The sequence below is a fragment of the Pseudomonas sp. GZJR-8 genome (assembly GCF_002916705.1).
Lineage (GTDB): Bacteria > Pseudomonadota > Gammaproteobacteria > Pseudomonadales > Pseudomonadaceae > Aquipseudomonas > Aquipseudomonas synxantha_A.
The window spans coordinates 84,817-102,048 of the sequence record NZ_JXSI01000003.1 but is presented as its reverse complement, the minus strand read 5'-3'; the positions used below and the strand labels follow the sequence as shown (position 1 = coordinate 102,048).

Here is a 17,232-nt window from a genome sequence, read left to right as displayed (position 1 = left end):
GAGGTGACGCCATCGCAGGCAAGCCAGCTCCCACATAAAGCAGTTCGTGTCAGCGTTAGCGACCGAGGTAGACCTCGATCACCCGCTCATTTTCCTGCACCTGTTCCAGCGACCCTTCGGCCAATACGCTGCCCTGGTGCAACACGGTGACGTGATCAGCGATGGAGCCGACAAAGCCCATGTCGTGCTCCACCACCATCAACGAATGCTTACCAGCCAGGCGCTTGAACAGTTCGGCAGTGAATTCGGTTTCGGCGTCGGTCATGCCGGCCACCGGTTCGTCGAGCAGCAACAGTTGCGGGTCTTGCATCAGCAACATGCCGATTTCCAGGAACTGCTTCTGGCCGTGGGACAGTAAACCCGCGGGCCGATGCACCGAGGCGGTCAGGCGGATGGTGTCGAGTACTTCATCGATGCGGTCTTTTTGCTCGCCACTCAGGCGCGCCCGCAGGCTGGCCCACACCGACTTGTCGGTCTTCTGCGCCAGCTCAAGGTTTTCGAACACGCTGAGGGCTTCGAACACCGTAGGCTTCTGGAACTTGCGGCCGATACCGGCCTGGGCGATTTGCACTTCGCTCATGCTGGTCAGATCCAGGGTTTCGCCGAACCAGGCCCTGCCGTGGCTGGGCCGGGTCTTGCCGGTGATCACGTCCATCAACGTGGTCTTGCCTGCGCCGTTGGGGCCGATGATGCAGCGTAATTCGCCGACGCCGATATACAGGTTCAGGTCATTCAACGCTTTGAAACCGTCGAAGCTGACGCTGATATCTTCCAGGGTCAGGATGGTGCCGTGGCGGGTGTTGAGCCCTTTGCCTGCGGCCTGGCCGATACCGATCGCATCGCGGCCGCTGCCCGCATCGAAAATAGGTTCAAGCATGACGTTCCTCATTTCTTCAGCAGGCCGATAACGCCCTTGGGCAGGTACAGGGTGACGATGATGAACAGCGCCCCCAGGAAGAACAGCCAGTACTCGGGAAACGCCACCGTGAACCAGCTCTTCATGCCGTTGACCACCCCAGCGCCGAGCAATGGCCCGATCAGTGTGCCCCGCCCGCCGAGGGCGACCCATACGGCGGCCTCGATGGAGTTGGTCGGCGACATTTCGCTGGGGTTGATAATGCCCACCTGCGGCACATACAGCGCCCCCGCCAACCCGCACAACACTGCGCTCAACACCCACACGAACAACTTGAAGCCACGCGGGTCGTAACCACAGAACATCAGGCGGTTCTCGGCATCGCGCAAGGCGGTCAGCACGCGGCCGAACTTGCTCTGCGCCAGGCGCCAGCCGATGTACAGGCTGGCTACCAGCAACAGCACCGTGGCCACAAATAACACCGCCCGTGTGCCAGGTTCTGTAATGCCAAAGCCTAAGATGCTGCGAAAGTTGGTGAAGCCGTTATTGCCGCCGAACCCGGTCTCGTTGCGAAAGAACAACAGCATTCCGGCAAAGGTCAGGGCCTGGGTCATGATCGAGAAATACACGCCTTTGATTCGCGAGCGGAAGGCGAAGAAACCGAACACTAGCGCGAGCACTCCCGGGGCCAGCACCACCAGGCACAGCGCCCAGAGAAAGTTGTCGGTGCCCGCCCAGTACCAGGGCAATTCGGTCCAGGACAAAAAGGTCATGAACGCCGGCAACCCGTCGCCCGACGCCTGGCGCATCAGGTACATGCCCATGGCATAACCGCCCAGGGCGAAGAACAGACCGTGGCCCAGGGACAACATCCCGGCATAGCCCCACACCAGGTCCAGCGCGAGCGCGACGATGGCGTAGCAGAGGATCTTGCCCACCAGCGTCAGGGTGTAGGCCGATACATGCAGTGGATTGTCCGGCGCCAGCAGCGAACACAGTGGCAGCGCCAGGAGCAGGAACAGGATCACCACGCCGACGGCGATCGTCACTTTGGGGCCGGCCTTTTGCGTGGCCGTAAGCATCAATGGCTGGTTCATCAGTCGATCACCCGTCCTTTCAGTGCGAAGAGTCCTTGCGGGCGTTTCTGGATAAACAGAATGATCAGCGCGAGGATCAGGATCTTGCCGAGCACGGCACCGATTTGCGGTTCAAGAATCTTGTTGGCGATACCCAGGCCGAAGGCTGCCATTACGCTACCGGCCAACTGGCCGACGCCACCGAGTACCACCACCAGGAACGAGTCGATGATGTAGCTCTGGCCCAGGTCCGGGCCGACGTTGCCGATCTGGCTCAGGGCCACGCCACCAAGGCCTGCGATGCCGGAGCCCAGACCAAAGGCGAGCATGTCCACGCGCCCGGTGGGCACGCCGCAGCAGGCGGCCATGTTGCGGTTCTGGGTGACGGCGCGCACGTTAAGGCCCAGGCGTGTCTTGTTCAGCAACAACCAGGTGAGCACCACCACGAACAGCGCGAAGGCAATGATGACGATGCGGTTGTACGGCAGCACCAGGTTGGGCAGTACTTGAATACCGCCGGACAGCCAGGCGGGGTTGGACACTTCGACGTTCTGCGCGCCGAACACCAGGCGCACCAGTTGGATCAGCATCAGGCTGATGCCCCAGGTGGCGAGCAGGGTTTCCAGTGGTCGGCCATAGAGGTGACGAATCACCGTGCGTTCCAGGGCCATGCCGATGGCGGCGGTGACGAAGAACGCCACCGGTAGCGCGATCAGCGGGTAGAACTCGATGGCCTGGGGCACATAGCGCTGCATCATCAGCTGCACCACATAGGTGGAGTAGGCGCCGAGCATCAGCATCTCGCCATGGGCCATGTTGATCACGCCGAGCAGGCCGAAGGTGATCGCCAGACCCAGTGCCGCCAGCAATAGAATCGAGCCCAGCGACATGCCGCTGAACGCCTGCCCGAGGATCTCGCCGACCATCAGTTTGCGTTTGACCTGGGCCAGGCTGGTTTCGGCGGCGGTGTGCACGGCGGCATCGGTTTCCACGCCCGGCGCGAGCAGCGCTTCGAGGCGCGTGCGGGCCAGCGGGTCGCCGGTGCTGCCGAGCAGACGCACGGCGGCCAGTCGCACCGCAGGGTCACTGTCCACCAGTTGCAGGTTGGCCAGGGCCAGGCTGAGGGCGCTGTGCACATCCTCGTCGGTTTCGGCGGCGACCTGCTGGTCGAGGAATTTCAACTGCGCAGGCACAGCGCTTTTTTGCAGGGTTCGAGCTGCCGCCAGGCGAACCTTGGGATCGGCGGCGAGCAGTTGCTGGCTGGCTTGGACGTTGTCGATCAGGCCGCGCAGACGGTTGTTCAGGCGTACGGTCTTGGTTTCGCCGTTGACGTTAAGTTGGCCTTGTTGCAGGGCATCCACCAGCTCGATGCGCGCCGGGTCAGGCTGGGCGGCCCAGTCCTGGAGCAGCTTGGCTTGTTGCATCGGGTTGGCGTTGATGAAGTCTTCGGCGTCGCTGGCGTGTGCGGCCAAAGGCAGCAACAACAGCACGGCGAGGATGAAGCGGTGGAGGGCAGTGGGCATACAAAAATGTCCTGATCATGCGGGGACAGTGTGGGCGCTGGTTGTCTGTGGGAGCTGGCTTGCCTGCGATGGCATCGCTGCGGTGTGTCAGGCACACCGAGTTGTTTGCATCGCAGGCAAGCCAGCTCCCACATTGACCATGCCCTACATTAGAGTCGTGGGGCTTTAGTTGCTCTTCACCGCGTAATCCGGCTTCTTGTCATTGCCCGGGATGTAAGGGCTCCATGGCTGTGCCCGAATCGGCGCTTCGGTCTGCCACACCACCGAGAACTGCCCGTCGGCCTGGATCTCGCCGATCATCACCGGCTTGTGCAGGTGGTGGTTGGTCTTGTCCATGGTCAGGGTAAAGCCCGACGGTGCGGCGAAGGTCTGGCCGCCCAGGGCTTCGCGCACTTTGTCGACGTCGGTGGACTTGGCTTTCTCTGCCGCCTGGGCCCACATATGGATGCCCACATAGGTGGCTTCCATCGGGTCGTTGGTCACGGCTTTGTCTGCGCCCGGCAGGTTGCGCTTCTTGGCGTAGGCTTTCCAGTCGGCGACGAATTTCTGGTTGACCGGGTTCTCTACCGACTGGAAGTAATTCCACGCCGCCAGGTTGCCCACCAGTGGTTTGGTGTCGATGCCGCGCAGTTCTTCTTCGCCCACCGAGAACGCCACCACCGGTACTTCGGTGGCTTTCAAGCCCTGGTTGGCCAGCTCTTTGTAGAATGGCACGTTGGAATCGCCGTTGACGGTGGAGACCACCGCAGTCTTGCCGCCGGCGGAGAATTTCTTGATGTTGGCGACGATGGTCTGGTAATCGGCATGGCCGAACGGGGTGTAGACCTCTTCGATATCTTTATCCGCCACACCTTTGGAATGCAGGAACGAGCGCAGGATCTTGTTGGTGGTGCGCGGGTACACGTAGTCGGTGCCCAGCAGGAAGAAGCGCTTGGCACTGCCGCCTTCTTCGCTCATCAGGTATTCCACTGCCGGAATCGCCTGCTGGTTCGGCGCCGCACCGGTGTAGAACACGTTAGGCGACATCTCTTCGCCTTCATATTGCACCGGGTAGAACAGCAAACCGTTGAGTTCTTCGAACACCGGCAATACGGATTTGCGCGACACCGAGGTCCAGCAGCCAAACACCACGGCAACCTTGTCCTGGGTCAACAGTTGCCGGCCTTTTTCTGCGAACAGCGGCCAGTTGGACGCCGGGTCCACCACCACTGGTTCGAGCATCTTGCCGTTCACGCCGCCCTTGGCGTTGATCTCGTCGATGGTCATCAGCGCCATGTCTTTAAGCGAGGTTTCGGAGATCGCCATGGTCCCGGACAACGAGTGCAGGATGCCGACCTTGATGGTCTCGGCGGCCTGGACGGTCCAGGTCAAACCCATGGCGACAATGGATGCCGACAAAGTGAAAGCCTTGATCAAGCTGCGACGCTGCATGGTGCGATCTCCGTGGACTCAACACTGTTATGAGGGGAAAGTTGAGCAGGTGATTGCAAGCGCTGTGCCGAGTCGGAAAAAGGCATGAAATGGTCGCTTCGCCCAGGTCAGCGCATGGGAAATGCACCATGAAATGGCGGGACGGTCTGCCAGGTGCGTGGCTGTGCGCTACAACGGGGCGCGCTCAACGCTTGCGCATCAAACCGATAAAAAACAGCCCGCCAATCGCCGCCGTCGCCACGCCAATCGGCAAGTCTTCGGGCGCTATCAGTGTGCGTGCGGCGACATCGACCCACACCAGGAACACACTGCCCAGCAGCACGCACACTGGCAGTAAACGCCGGTGTTCGGCACCTATCAGGCGCCGGGCGATGTGCGGCACCATCAGCCCGACAAAGCCGATAGAGCCGCTGATGGACACCAGCACGCCGGTCATCAGCGAGGCGACCAGGAAGACTTTCAAGCGTACATTGCGTGCGTTCAAACCGAGGGTCACGGCGGTCTGCTCACCGGCCATCAATGCGTTGAGCGGGCGGGCCATGCCGAGCAGCAACAGCAACCCCAGCAGCACCGTGGTGGCGGGAATTGCCAGCAGTTCCCAGCGGGCCAGTCCCAGGCCGCCGAGCATCCAGAACATCACCGCCGAGGCGGCGCGGTGGTCACCCATGAACAGCAACAGGTTGGCCACCGCCATCATCACAAACGACACCGCTACACCGCACAGCAGCAGGCGATCACTTTCCAGGCGACCGTTGCGACTGGCGACGGCCAGCACCACCAACATGCTCAGCAGCGCACCGATAAAGGCGGCGAGGGGCAAGGTCAGCAGGCCGATGATTTCACCCACATGCAGCACCACGATCACCGCGCCGAGGGTGGCGCCGGAGGTCACACCGAGCAGGTGCGGGTCGGCCAGCGAGTTACGCGTGACCGCCTGCAGTACCGCGCCTATCAGTGCCAGCCCGGCGCCTACCAGCGCCCCCAGTAGCATACGCGGCACACGGATCAGCCAGACGATATGTTCCTGGCCCACACTCCAGTCCACCACACCCAAGCCGAACACCTTGTTCAGCAAAATTCGCCACACCACGTCCACTGGCACCTGCGCCGAACCGAACCCCAGGGAGATCACGCAGGAGACCAGCAACAAGGCACCCAGGGCGCTTAATAACAGGACGTAGTGACGGGTGATCATTCGCCGTGAAACCCCTTGGCCAGGGTTTCAACCGCTAGCACGTTGTCGATGCTTGGTGTGGCTTGCATATAGGGGATCACGATGAAGTGCTGGTGCTTGATGGCCTCCACCGATTGCAGTGCAGGGTGGTCAAGCAGGAACTGTTTCTTCTGTTCGGCGGTGACCTCGCTGTAGTCAACGATCACGATGACTTGTGGGTTGCGCTCAACGACGGTTTCCCAGTTGACTCGGGTCCAGCTGGCGTCGATGTCATCGAGGATGTTACGCCCGCCGGCGGCGTCGATCAGCGCCTGGGGCATGCCCAGGCGGCCCGAGGTCATGGCGCGGTCTTCGCCGCTGTCGTAAAGGAACACCCGTGGCTTGTCGGCGGGCAGGTCTTTTTGCACCTCGGCCACGTGCGCCTGCATCTGGGCGATAAGGGTATTGGCGCGATCCTGCACGTCGAAGATCCTGCCCAGGTTGCGCAGGTCGTTATAGGTATCGTCGAGGCTTGCGGCTGGGCGCTTCATCACGAACGCACATGACTCGGTCAACTCATACACATTGATGCCCAAGGGTTGCAGGGTGTAAGGCGTGAGGTCGCCGCCCACGCGCATACCGTAACCCCAGCCGGCGAAGAAGAAATCCACGTTGGCGTTGAGCAGGGTTTCCACCGACGGGTACTTGCTCGCCAGTTCCGGCAGGCCGTCGAGGAGCGTGGCCATTTGCGGCGGTACTGACTTCCAGCCGGTCACGCCGCTGTAGCCGGCCATGCGTGGCTTGAGGCCCAGGGCGAGCATCATCTGGGTCATGTTGATGTCGTGGCTGACCGCGTGTTGTGGGGCTTGCTGGAAGGTTACGTCGCGGTTGCAACTTTTGATGGTCAGCGGGTATCGGGTGCTTTCGGCGAGTGCTTGAGCCGCGCCGAGCAACAGAGGCAGAGACAGCAGGATGCGCAGGATCATGGCTGGGTTATCCAAGTGATTCGTGGGTAGCCGTCCAAGGGGTGAGTGTCGATCAAGGCCTCGACGCCAAACACGTCGCGCAGCAACGCGGCGGTCAGCACTTCGTGGGGCGTGCCGCTGGCGACGATGCGCCCGTGGTGGATCACGTACAGGCGATCACAGAAGGCGGCGGCCAGGTTGAGGTCATGGATACTCGCCAGGGTGCCGATGTTCAAACGCCTGACCAGCCTGAGCAACTCAAGTTGATAACGCGGGTCGAGGTGGTTGGTCGGCTCGTCAAGGATCAACAGTTGCGGTTGCTGGGCCAGGGCGCGGGCAAGGATGACGCGCTGTTTTTCACCGCCGGACAGGGTCGCAAAGGCATGGTCCTCGAAGCCTTGCATGCCCACCGATTCCAGCGCGTGAAGGATCAGTTGCTGGTCGTGCAGTGTGTCGCTGTCGAACAAACCCTTGTGGGGTGTGCGCCCCATGGCGACCACCTCATCCACGCGTAAGCCGAAGGTATCGGGAAACTCCTGCAGCACCACGGCGATGCGTTGCGCGCACCACTTTGCACTTTGCTTCCAGACATTCTGGTGTGCAAGCGATACATCACCGTGTTCTGGCCGGGTGAACCGATAGGCGCAGCGCAACAGGCTGGTCTTGCCACTGCCGTTAGGTCCGATCAGCCCGACAAACTCCCCGGCACCGACGCGCAGGCTGGCGTCACGCAGTTGGAACTGGTGATGGCAGTGGTTGTGGCCGGGTGGAGTCCAAGCCAGGTCGGTGAGGGTGAGTGAGGTCATTAGAAGGTGTAGTCCGCGGTAATGAACATGGAGCGAGGTACACCTAGAATCCACTGCTGCCCATCGTTGTATTGGCTGACCGCATAAGTGCGATCGAACAGGTTATTGAGTTGCAGGCCCAGCGTGGTGTTGCGCATGGCTTTCCACGACAACGTGGCATCGACCACGGTATAGCTCGGCAGCTCGCTCTGGTTGGCCATATCGGCATAGCGTGCGTCGACGTAACGCACACCGGCAGCGGCACGCACGTTGTCGGTCACGGCCTTGCTCAGCCACAGGTTTGCGGTGCGGCGCGGAACGTCCACCGGGCGGTTGCCGTCGCGGGAGACCTGTACGCCGTTGACGTCTTGTTTGAAATCGTCGTACTGCGCCCGCACGACGGCGGCGTTGGCTTGCAACTGCCAGGCGTGGGGCAGTTGCAAGTCGAGGCTGGCTTCCAGGCCGTTGGAGGATTGTTGGCCGACTTGCTGTTTGAAGTCCGGCTCACCCGGCACATCCGTCAGCAGTTTCTTTTTGACGATGTGGTAGGCGGCGAGGGTCCATTCTCCGCGGGCACCCCAGAACGCTTGTTTGATGCCGACCTCGGTCTGCTTGGCGGTAGACAGGTCGAACTGTTGCTGGCTCGGGCTCAGGGAGATCAGCCCGCCGACGCCGTCGGTGCTGGTGGCGTACTGGCCGTAGACCGAGGTGTCCGGGGTGATCGCGTAGACCAGACCGGCTTTCCAGTTATTGCCGGTGAGGGTTTTGTCGGATTGGCCGCCAGTGCGCAGGTCGTCGCGGTCGATATGCGCGTAGTCGCGGCGGATACCGGTGATCAGCGTGAGTTGGTCGGTCAACTGCAAGCGGTTTTCAGCAAACCCTGCGAAGGTTTTGGTCGTAGTGGAAAACACCGGTTTGAACGGGTCTTTACTGGCAAACGGCGCGGGCGCCGGGTGATACAGGTCGATGGGTTGGCCGGTTCCCGACACATCATTAAATGGCGTGTTGCTCGCCAGGCGAAAGCGAATGCGGTTGTATTCCACGCCCGCTACGGTCTGGCTATCGAGGCCGAACAGGGTGTGCTTGAAGGTGAAGGTCTGGCGGTCGCCCACCTGTTCCTGATCGTGCTTGATACCGAAGTTGCCGCTGCGGGTCAGTTGGCCGTTGGTGAAATTGTAGTTCTCGGCGTTTTGCCAGCGACGCTGGTTTTTCAGGTAGTACAACTCGTTGGTGGCGCTGACGTTGTCGTTGAGTTGCCACTCGCTGGTCAGGCGCGTCCACTGGTCGTTGTAGTGCTGGGTGTCGTTGCTGACGTTGTAGTTCTTGTCGCGCAGGCCCTTGTGCAACTGGCCGTTGACCAGGGGCGTGCCGAAGTAGTTTTGTGGGCGCTGATCACCGTAGTCGCTGGCCAGGGTGAAACTCAGGTTGTCGGCTGGTTGCCAGCGCAGGGCGCCGCTGATGAAATCGCTGCTGGAATCGCCACGGTCGATGAAGCCGTTGCTGCGCAGGCGGTTGAGGTTCAAGCGGTAGCTCAAGGTGTCGGTCAGCGAGCCGCCGCTGTCGAGGGCTTGCTGCTGGCGGTCGTAGGAGCCGTAGCCAAGGCGGATATGGTTTTCGATCTCGCCCGCAAAGGGTTTTTTCGAGATCGTGTTGATCACCGCGCCGGTGGCGCCTTCGCCGTACAGCACCGAGGCCGGGCCGCGCAGCACGTCCACCCGCTCCACTGCCCAGCTGTCCACCGGGAAGGTCGAGGTGCCCATGCCGGTGTACATGCGGTTGCCGTCGTACAGCTGCATAACCGAGCTTTGGCCGGTAAAGCCGCGGGCCTGCAACGAGGTGCCGCCGTCGCCCGGCGTGCCGGTGCGGCTGATGCCGGTGGCGCGGGAGATGGCGTCCTGCACGCTGGCGTCGCCACGTTCGCGGATCTGGGCGCCGGTCTGGCTTTCAACGCTGCCGGGGGTTTGCAGCGCTGTGAGATTCAGGCGCGAACCGGCGGTGGTCGGGGTGTTGAGGTCAACGCGCTCACTATCCACTGCCGGTGCGGTAATGGGGCTGGCGGGCAGGGTCAGGGCCTGGGCGTTGGTATGCAGGGCGAGCAGGCACAGGCCGCTCGCAAGGTATTTGTTCATCGGTCGATCAGTCGCTTCTTGAGAGGTACTCGCCGCAGGGCGCGGCGAGCAACGATAGCGCAGAAAGTGTTATAAGTTAACACTTATCGGCTGCGGGGCAAAAGTCTGCGCAAGGCTACACAAGCCCCCTGGATTGGGCATCTCGCCTGTTTCATGCGGAACCTGAAGCGGATTCACCTTGGCCAAAAAAGCGCGACAGCACCAGACGATCCAGTACCCACACCACGATCAGCGACGCCCCCACCAGCGGGAAAACAAGTGCCAGGCCCAGCATGATCACCATCGCGGTTTTCCACTTTGGCAGGTCATGACGCAACGGCGGAACACCCACGCCACCGGCAGGGCGACGCTTCCACCAGATCACCACGCCGCTGACCGCACTGAGCAGGATCATCAGGCAGATCACCAGCACGATCAGTTGGTTGACCCAGCCGAACATCTTGCCTTCATGCAGCATCACGCCGGTCTCGGTGGCGCGGGCGACCAAGTTGTAATGTTCCCAACGCACATCGGCCAGGACCTTGCCGGTGTACTGGTCCACATGCAGGGTGGCGTCATTGCGCGGGTCGTTGGCGAACACCGCGACGGTGAATACCCCCGTGGCGGTGGGGGGGAAGGCGATGCTGTAGCCGGGCTCCACGCCGCGCGCATTGGCCAGGTCGACCACTTGTTGCAGGCGCACGCTTGGCGCGGCAGGGCCTGAGTGCATGGCGCCATGCTTCATGTGTTCGGCGTGGTCGCCGGACATCGGCATCGGCGTGTTTTCCATGGCCCAGGGCACGGTCTGTTGGGTGGCCGTGTTAAGCACGCGTGCCTGCTGGTCGGACTGCGGCACGTTGTTCCACATCGCCGCCGGAAAGGTGTTCCACAGATCGGCGTATTGCTTGCCCCAGAAACCGGTCCAGGTCATGCCGCTGAGCAGCATGACCAGCAGAAATGCCGCGCCCCAGAAGCCGGCGACAGCGTGCAGGTCACGCCAGAACAAGCGGCCACGGCTGTTGAGGCGCGGCCACAATATGCCAGCCGATGACTTGCCACGCGGCCACCACAGGTACAGGCCGGACACCACCAGCATGACGCCCCAGCCGGCGGCGAGTTCTATCAGGCGGTCGCCGGTGGTGCCGATCATCAGCTCGCCGTGCAGGGCGCGGGCAATGGCCTGCAGGTTGTTTTTGGCGTCCTGCTCACCCAGGACTGTGCCGCGATACGGGTCGACGAATACGCTGATCTCGCGGCCCTGGTTGTGCATCACGAACTGCGCGCTGCTGGTGGCGTCGGCAGGCGGCAGGTATTTGCTGATCGCGGCCTGGGGATAGGCGTCTTTGGCGCGTTGCAGCAGTTCGTCCGCGCTCAGAGCGTGCTCGGCTGTGGGTACGGTGAGCAGGTGGCCGTACATCAGCGGGTCGAGCTGGGGTTTGAACAGGTAGATGATGCCGGTCAGGGCCAGCAGCACCATGAAAGGGGCGACAAAGAGACCGGCGTAGAAGTGCCAGCGCCAGGCCAGGTTGTAGAAGGAGATCTTCGGTGTGCTCATCAGGGGCTCCGCAAGGCTTTTGATTTTTTTGTGTCGGTTACACCGCTATCGGGGGCAAGCCCCCTCCCACATTTGAAATGCGTTTCAAGTGTGGGAGGGGGCTTGCTCCCGATGCTGTTAGAAGCTCATGTCCACCTTGGTCCAGAGCGTACGCCCCGGCTCCTTGATGGCTTGCGGGTCATTCGCCGGGTAACCGAAGCCTGCGTTACCCGCCAGGTTCAAATGCTCGGCATAAGCCTTGCCGAACAGGTTGTCGACTCCGGTACTGACCTTGAAGTTCTTATTGATGCGGTACGCAGCGTTGAGCGAGAACACGCCGAAACCGCCGCTCTTGTCGTAGTCCTTGCCGACCACGTTGCCCTTGTTCTGGTCGATGCGGTTTTGCGCCGCGACCACGCGCCACAAGGCGCCGGCACTCCAGTCGTCTTCGCTGTAGGTCAGGCCCAGGCGTGCATCCAGCGGCGGCATCTGCGGCAGGGCTTTGCCATCGCTGCTGTTCTTGCCCCAGGCGTAGGCGAGGCTGGCGTCGGCTTTCCAGTTGCGGCTCAGCTTGTAGGCCGCACCCAACTCGCCACCCATGATGCGCGCGTCGACATTGCGCGCCTGGGAGGTGGTGCCCATCATGCCGGGCCGGTAGTCGAACAGGATGAAGTCGCGCACCTGGCCGACGTAACCCGAGGCCCAGGCTTCGAGGTCGGCGGTTTTGTATTGCGCGCCGAAATCCAGCTGCGTGGTCTTCTCGGGCTTCACGCCATCAAAGGCATTCACCGAGCCGACCGCGCCGGTGTTGGGGGAGAACAGTTCCCAGTAATCCGGAAAGCGTTCAGCGTGACCCAGGCCCGCATAGACGGTCGTGGGCGTGTCCGCCAGGTCGTGCTCGTAGCGCACAAAGCCCGATGGCAAGGTGTCTGCGCGGGTGTCGTCGGCGGTGGGGTTGGGGCGGCTCATCATTGCCGAGCCGGTGCGTTGCCGGAAATCCTTGGCTGAGGCACGGTCCAGGCGGGCGCCGGTGATCAGGCGGTCGTTGTCGGCGGCGTACCAGGTCAGCTCGCCGAATACCCCGTAGTTGTGGAAGTTGGCGTCCTTGTTGCGCGGCAGGTCCTTGTAGGTGTCGATGCCCATGCTGCTGCGCGCGCGGTGTTCGTTGGTCTGCGCGTCCAGACCGCCGATCAGTTGCACATCGGCCCAGCGCCAGGTTGCCTTGATGCGACCGCCCAGGGTGCGACGGTCGACGTTGGAGGCCATGGGCCCGGCCATCATGCCGGTGCCCGAAGGGACGCGCAGGCTGTAGTTGTCCATGACGTGGTCGGCGTAGTTGTAGTAGACCTGGGCCTCGACCTTGTCCAGCACCTCGCCGAGGTTGGATTTTTCGAAGCGCAGCCCGAGGCTTTCGCGCAGGAATTGCGAGCCGTCCATACCGCGTCCGGCGTAGCGCGCTTCCCCGTCGCCACGGCCGGCGGTGAGTTCCAGCAGCGTGTCGGCGTCGGGGGTGAAACCCACCGCCACATCGCCATTCCACTTGTCATAGCGCGAGGCGACAGTGTCGTTGTTGCCGTCCTTGTAATCGTCGGCATGGGCCTGGTTGCCGATCACCCGCACATAGCCCAACGGGCCTCCTGCAGCAGCATCGATGACCTTGTCGAAACGCCCGTTGGAACCGGCCAGCACACTGGCGTTGACCCGCGTGCCCAGCTCGCCGAACTGCTCGGGCTCACGCTCGAACAGGATCGTACCGGCCGACGCGCCCGGGCCCCAGAGTACGGTTTGCGGGCCTTTGATCACGGTGAGCTTGTCGTAGGTTTCCGGCGAAATATACGAAGTCGGCGCATCCATGCGGCCTGGGCAGGCGCCGAGCATCATGCCGCCGTTGGTAAGGATGTTCAGGCGTGAGCCGAACATGCCGCGCAGCACCGGGTCGCCGTTGGTGCCGCCGTTGCGCACCAGGGCGAAGCCGGGGATGGTCTTGAGGTAGTCGCCGCCATCGCTCGCGGGCACCGGCTGGCGTGGATCCTTGGGGTTGGTGACAACGGTGAGGGGCGAACTGGGAGCGATCGCGGTGATCACCGTGGGGCTCAGCTCGTGTTCGTGCGCATGGGCGTAGGGGGCAAGCAGTGCGCCGCACAGAGCGGCGAAAACAGGGGCAGCGCCCAAACGGGTGTCAGCAGAAAACCTGGACATGACAAATTCCATCAATCAATCGTAAACAACACGGCCAGCAGCCTGCGGCTGTCTAATTGAAGTCGGCCGGGGTGAAGTAACGCGGTGAAGCGCTTACGACACGATGGGCGGCGCACGACTGCGGGCGCCAGGGAAGATGCTCTGCCGAGCATGGCCCAGGCGGGGGGCGGGGATGAGTGCGTTGGCTGGCGGCGGGGTGCCGAGCGTTACGTAGGAGACGCTGCCGGGCAGGGCCGGGCAACTGAACAGCAGGCTGCAATAGCCGCATTTCTCCCAGAGGACATGATGTTCGTCGGGGGTTTTGGTCGGCTTGGGCTCGCCGTGGCACGCGGGCATGTCCATGGACATACCGGCGTGATGATCCATCGGCATCGCTTGGGAAATCAGCGGACCGATAAAGATCATCAGCATGGCGAACAGGCTGATCCAACTGCCGCGCATCACACGGCGGTGCGGAGACAACCTGGCGCGGGGGGCGCCCATCGGGTAGGTCTAGTGAGTGTGCTTATGCTCGTGCGTGGCCATCGGCGGGACCTTCTGCACCGACACTTGCACCTGAACCTTGCCTGCTTTCTCGAAGGTCAGGGTCAGTGGGAATTGCTTGCCATCGGCCAACAGGCTGCGGTCTTTGAGGCCCAGCAGCATCACGTGATAAGCCATCGGCGCGAAGGTCAGCTCACCCTTGGCCGGTACGGCAACGCTGGGCACTTGCTGCATCTTCATCAAGTCGCCTTGCATCACATGCTCGTGCAGCTCGGCTTTCTCCGCGACGCTGGTTTCAACGCTGAGCAGGCGATCCGGAGCAGCCCCGGTGTTATGAATCACAAAGTAGGCCGCCACGGTCGGCGCATTCGGTGGCAGCTCCTGGGACCAGGGATCGCTCACCAACAGGTCGCCGGCCTTGTAGTCATCGGCATTGGCAGCACTGAACACCGGCAACAGCAACGCAGCCAGAAGCAGGGAAGATTTAAGCATGGCAGTTCTCCAGAACGGTTCTAAACGCAGTTCACTTGCGAAGAAGATCAGACCGTTGGGGAGGCGCGAGGGTTAAGGCTTGGCCATTGCTGGCGCGGGGTGGGATTGCGCAATAAGCGTGGCGGCAGGCTCTGCACCGCCTCGAAGCGCGTCACATACAGCTGCGGCACATGCCCCGGCAACGCCACCAACGGCGCCGAGCCCGAGCAACACCAGCAATGCTGCATGGCAGAGTGATCGTCCGGCGCTGCCGGGATTTCCAGCTTGCCCAGGGCAATCGCCTTCAGGCTGGCACCATTGGACGAACAGAACCCACCCCACATCAGACGCTTGACCGGATCATCAGTCTGCTGCATCGCACTGGCCAACGGCATGGCAAACGCATTGAACAGCACTGCAAGGCAGGCGATCCAGGCAATTGCAAAGCGTTGACGGGCCATGGCGGATAATCCGTAGGGTTAAACGATCAGTGGGTATTTAGCCTGATCGGGGGGGATAAGTAAAAAGGGGCGGTGTGGTTTGGTGTCGCAGTGCTGGATTTGAGGATAGACGGCAATTGAGTGGATGAGGATCTTCAGGGCTGCGCAGGTCAAATGTGGGAGGGGGCTTGCTCCCGATCGCGGTGTGTCAGTTACTGATTTGTTGGCTGATCCGCCGCCATCGGGAGCAAGCCCCCTCCCACATTAGGTCGGTGTTGCTCAGAGGGGGTGTATTGCCTGTAGCACCGCAGCTACGCTGGTGAATTCTCGATCTACGGTAGCCAGCACCGGCCGCTTCAGCACCAACACCGGAACCCCTCGCTCACGCGCCACTTCCAGCTTCGGTTCGGTGGCGGTGCTGCCGCTGTTCTTGCTGATCAGTACATCGATCCTGCGCCGTTCGAATAAAGCCCGCTCATCCTCGATCAGAAACGGTCCGCGCGCGCCGATCACTTCACACCGCGCATTCCCCGGATAAACGTCCAGTGCGCGCAGCGTCCAGAACTGGTCGGCGGGGATTTCATCCAGATGCTGCAAGGGTTCGCGACCCAGGGTGAACAATGGGCGCTTGAAGGGCTTCAACGCGGCTATCAGGGCGGCCCAGTCAGGCACTTCTCGCCAGTCATCCCCCACCTGCGGCTGCCACGCTGGACGTCGCAACGCCCAGCAAGGCACATCGCTCAACCGCGCCGCCTGGGCCGCGTTGTGGCTGATCTGCGCCGCATACGGATGCGTGGCATCGAGGATCAGGCTGATGCGTTCATCACAAACAAACTGCGCGAGCCCTTCAGCGCCTCCATAACCCCCGACTCGAACCTGGCAGCTCAGGTCGGTCGGCACACGGCCCACGCCCGCCAGGCTGTAGATATGCTCAGGCCCCAGGGTGCGGGCAATGGCCAGCGCCTCCGTCACGCCACCCAGCAACAGAATCCTTTTCATAGGGGCTTGATCACTTCCAATAGCGTGATCGGCAATGCCTGGCGCCAGGTATCGAACTCGCCCAATGGTTGCGCCTGGGCCACGTGGATGCGGGTCAGTTCGCCGCCATGCTCGGCGCGCCAGTTCATCAAGGTCATTTCGCTTTGCAGGGTCACGGCATTGGCCACCAACCGTCCACCGGGGCGCAGGTGTTGCCAGCAGGTGTCGAGCACGCCTTCGCGGGTGACGCCGCCGCCGATGAAGATGGCGTTCGGTGCTTCCAGACCGCTTAACGCCTCCGGCGCCTTGCCGCGAATCAGTTGCAGGCCGGGCACGCCGAGGGCGTCGCGGTTGTGTTCGATCAGGCTTTGGCGGCCTGCGTCGGCCTCGATTGCCACGGCGCGGCAGCTTGGATGCGTGCGCATCCATTCAATGCCGATGGAGCCGCTGCCCGCGCCCACGTCCCACAGCAGTTCGCCGGGCATGGGGGCGAGGCGGGCGAGGGTCATGGCGCGCACGTCGCGTTTGGTCAGTTGGCCATCGTGCTTGAAGGCCGCGTCGGGCAAACCTGCAAGGCGTGACAGACGTGGTGCGTTCGCATCCGCCAGGCAGTCGATGGCGACCAGGTTCAAAGCGGCAACCTCGGCGTGTTCCCACGATTGCGCGTGCCCGTCGATGCGCCCCTCAGCCGGGCCGCCCAGGTGTTCAAACACAGTAATCCGGCTGGGGCCGAAACCGCGCTCGGCCAACAACGCAGCCATCAAAGCGGGGCTGCTGCCGTCATTGCTCAAGACCAACAAGCGCACGCCAGCGGCCAGATGCGCATTAAGTGCCGCCAACGGACGAGCGACCACCGATAGCGTCACCACCTCCTGCAACGGCCAGCCCAGGCGCGCTGCCGCCAGGGACACCGACGATGGTGCGGGCAAAATCAACAACTCTTCAGCTGCCACTTGCCGGGCCAGGCTGGCGCCGACGCCATAGAACATCGGGTCGCCACTGGCCAAGACGCACACAGGCTCCCCGCGCCGCGACAACACCGGCTCCAGGGAAAACGGGCTCGGCCACACCTGGCGTTCGCCGCGAATACACACCGGCAAAAGGTCCAACTGGCGTTGGCCGCCTATAATCCGCGTGGCGCGCAACAGGGCGTGCCGGGCATTCCTGCCCAGGCCCTTGAAGCCGTCTTCACCGATGCCTACAACCGTCAGCCAGGGCGACATATCAATT

At 62.4% G+C, this 17,232-nt stretch carries 15 protein-coding genes; all 15 read right to left on the bottom strand.

All coding sequences use genetic code 11. The features are described 5' to 3' along the window. Window positions 1-55: 55 nt before the first annotated feature. The 15 genes from urtD to cbiE all read right to left on the bottom strand — a co-directional run bounded on the left by urtD (window position 56) and on the right by cbiE (window position 17,225). Complete coding sequence (gene urtD, locus TK42_RS06775) at window positions 56-889, bottom strand: urea ABC transporter ATP-binding protein UrtD (protein WP_087149500.1); 834 nt, start codon at window positions 887-889, stop codon at window positions 56-58. Then, complete coding sequence (urtC, locus tag TK42_RS06770; RefSeq protein WP_032878142.1) at window positions 886-1,953, bottom strand: urea ABC transporter permease subunit UrtC; 1,068 nt, start codon at window positions 1,951-1,953, stop codon at window positions 886-888. Before urtC ends, urtD begins: the two co-directional genes overlap by 4 nt. Further along, window positions 1,953-3,455: an urea ABC transporter permease subunit UrtB gene (urtB, locus tag TK42_RS06765; RefSeq protein WP_032878141.1), complete on the bottom strand. Its 1,503-nt coding sequence runs from the start codon at window positions 3,453-3,455 to the stop codon at window positions 1,953-1,955. The genes urtC and urtB overlap by 1 nt, the downstream gene beginning before the upstream one ends. Before the next feature lie 165 nt (window positions 3,456-3,620). Further along, window positions 3,621-4,886, bottom strand: coding sequence for an urea ABC transporter substrate-binding protein (urtA, locus tag TK42_RS06760; protein ID WP_103733888.1), 1,266 nt, complete (start codon window positions 4,884-4,886; stop codon window positions 3,621-3,623). A gap of 184 nt (window positions 4,887-5,070) precedes the next feature. Continuing rightward, window positions 5,071-6,081 carry an iron ABC transporter permease gene (locus TK42_RS06755; protein ID WP_032878137.1) on the bottom strand — a complete coding sequence of 337 codons (1,011 nt, stop codon included), beginning with the start codon at window positions 6,079-6,081 and terminating at the stop codon, window positions 5,071-5,073. After that, window positions 6,078-7,025, bottom strand: a complete 948-nt coding sequence (locus TK42_RS06750; protein WP_103733887.1) for an ABC transporter substrate-binding protein — start codon at window positions 7,023-7,025, stop codon at window positions 6,078-6,080. Before TK42_RS06750 ends, TK42_RS06755 begins: the two co-directional genes overlap by 4 nt. After that, window positions 7,022-7,810, bottom strand: coding sequence for an ABC transporter ATP-binding protein (locus tag TK42_RS06745; RefSeq protein WP_103733886.1), 789 nt, complete (start codon window positions 7,808-7,810; stop codon window positions 7,022-7,024). The genes TK42_RS06750 and TK42_RS06745 overlap by 4 nt, the downstream gene beginning before the upstream one ends. Next, entirely contained in the window at window positions 7,810-9,918 is a 2,109-nt protein-coding gene (locus TK42_RS06740; protein ID WP_103733885.1) for a TonB-dependent siderophore receptor, read from the bottom strand. The genes TK42_RS06745 and TK42_RS06740 overlap by 1 nt, the downstream gene beginning before the upstream one ends. A gap of 151 nt (window positions 9,919-10,069) precedes the next feature. After that, window positions 10,070-11,452, bottom strand: coding sequence for a PepSY domain-containing protein (locus TK42_RS06735; RefSeq protein ID WP_103733884.1), 1,383 nt, complete (start codon window positions 11,450-11,452; stop codon window positions 10,070-10,072). A gap of 117 nt (window positions 11,453-11,569) precedes the next feature. After that, window positions 11,570-13,630 carry a TonB-dependent copper receptor gene (locus tag TK42_RS06730; protein WP_032878130.1) on the bottom strand — a complete coding sequence of 687 codons (2,061 nt, stop codon included), beginning with the start codon at window positions 13,628-13,630 and terminating at the stop codon, window positions 11,570-11,572. Between the two features lie 93 nt (window positions 13,631-13,723). Further along, window positions 13,724-14,113: a DUF2946 domain-containing protein gene (locus tag TK42_RS06725; protein WP_032878129.1), complete on the bottom strand. Its 390-nt coding sequence runs from the start codon at window positions 14,111-14,113 to the stop codon at window positions 13,724-13,726. A gap of 9 nt (window positions 14,114-14,122) precedes the next feature. Then, window positions 14,123-14,605 (bottom strand): copper chaperone PCu(A)C, encoded by a 483-nt coding sequence (locus tag TK42_RS06720; protein ID WP_032878127.1) that lies wholly within the window; start codon window positions 14,603-14,605, stop codon window positions 14,123-14,125. Window positions 14,606-14,652: 47 nt separating this feature from the next. After that, window positions 14,653-15,045 carry a DUF2946 domain-containing protein gene (locus TK42_RS06715; RefSeq protein WP_005784364.1) on the bottom strand — a complete coding sequence of 131 codons (393 nt, stop codon included), beginning with the start codon at window positions 15,043-15,045 and terminating at the stop codon, window positions 14,653-14,655. A gap of 258 nt (window positions 15,046-15,303) precedes the next feature. Continuing rightward, entirely contained in the window at window positions 15,304-16,023 is a 720-nt protein-coding gene (locus TK42_RS06710; protein WP_103733883.1) for a cobalt-precorrin-6A reductase, read from the bottom strand. Next, window positions 16,020-17,225: a precorrin-6y C5,15-methyltransferase (decarboxylating) subunit CbiE gene (gene cbiE, locus TK42_RS06705; RefSeq protein ID WP_103733882.1), complete on the bottom strand. Its 1,206-nt coding sequence runs from the start codon at window positions 17,223-17,225 to the stop codon at window positions 16,020-16,022. Before cbiE ends, TK42_RS06710 begins: the two co-directional genes overlap by 4 nt. Between the last annotated feature and the right edge of the window lie 7 nt (window positions 17,226-17,232).

Excerpts from the sequence above, each read along its gene's own strand:
- TK42_RS06710 (WP_103733883.1), bottom strand. The coding sequence starts at position 16,023 with ATGAAAAGGATTCTGTTGCTGGGTGGCGTGACGGAGGCGCTGGCCATT.
- urtD (WP_087149500.1), bottom strand. The coding sequence starts at position 889 with ATGAGGAACGTCATGCTTGAACCTATTTTCGATGCGGGCAGCGGCCGC.
- urtC (WP_032878142.1), bottom strand. The coding sequence starts at position 1,953 with ATGAACCAGCCATTGATGCTTACGGCCACGCAAAAGGCCGGCCCCAAA.
- urtB (WP_032878141.1), bottom strand. The coding sequence starts at position 3,455 with ATGCCCACTGCCCTCCACCGCTTCATCCTCGCCGTGCTGTTGTTGCTG.
- TK42_RS06755 (WP_032878137.1), bottom strand. The coding sequence starts at position 6,081 with ATGATCACCCGTCACTACGTCCTGTTATTAAGCGCCCTGGGTGCCTTG.
- TK42_RS06720 (WP_032878127.1), bottom strand. The coding sequence starts at position 14,605 with ATGCTTAAATCTTCCCTGCTTCTGGCTGCGTTGCTGTTGCCGGTGTTC.
- TK42_RS06750 (WP_103733887.1), bottom strand. The coding sequence starts at position 7,025 with ATGATCCTGCGCATCCTGCTGTCTCTGCCTCTGTTGCTCGGCGCGGCT.
- cbiE (WP_103733882.1), bottom strand. The coding sequence starts at position 17,225 with ATGTCGCCCTGGCTGACGGTTGTAGGCATCGGTGAAGACGGCTTCAAG.
- TK42_RS06730 (WP_032878130.1), bottom strand. The coding sequence starts at position 13,630 with ATGTCCAGGTTTTCTGCTGACACCCGTTTGGGCGCTGCCCCTGTTTTC.
- TK42_RS06715 (WP_005784364.1), bottom strand. The coding sequence starts at position 15,045 with ATGGCCCGTCAACGCTTTGCAATTGCCTGGATCGCCTGCCTTGCAGTG.
- TK42_RS06725 (WP_032878129.1), bottom strand. The coding sequence starts at position 14,113 with ATGGGCGCCCCCCGCGCCAGGTTGTCTCCGCACCGCCGTGTGATGCGC.
- urtA (WP_103733888.1), bottom strand. The coding sequence starts at position 4,886 with ATGCAGCGTCGCAGCTTGATCAAGGCTTTCACTTTGTCGGCATCCATT.
- TK42_RS06745 (WP_103733886.1), bottom strand. The coding sequence starts at position 7,810 with ATGACCTCACTCACCCTCACCGACCTGGCTTGGACTCCACCCGGCCAC.
- TK42_RS06740 (WP_103733885.1), bottom strand. The coding sequence starts at position 9,918 with ATGAACAAATACCTTGCGAGCGGCCTGTGCCTGCTCGCCCTGCATACC.
- TK42_RS06735 (WP_103733884.1), bottom strand. The coding sequence starts at position 11,452 with ATGAGCACACCGAAGATCTCCTTCTACAACCTGGCCTGGCGCTGGCAC.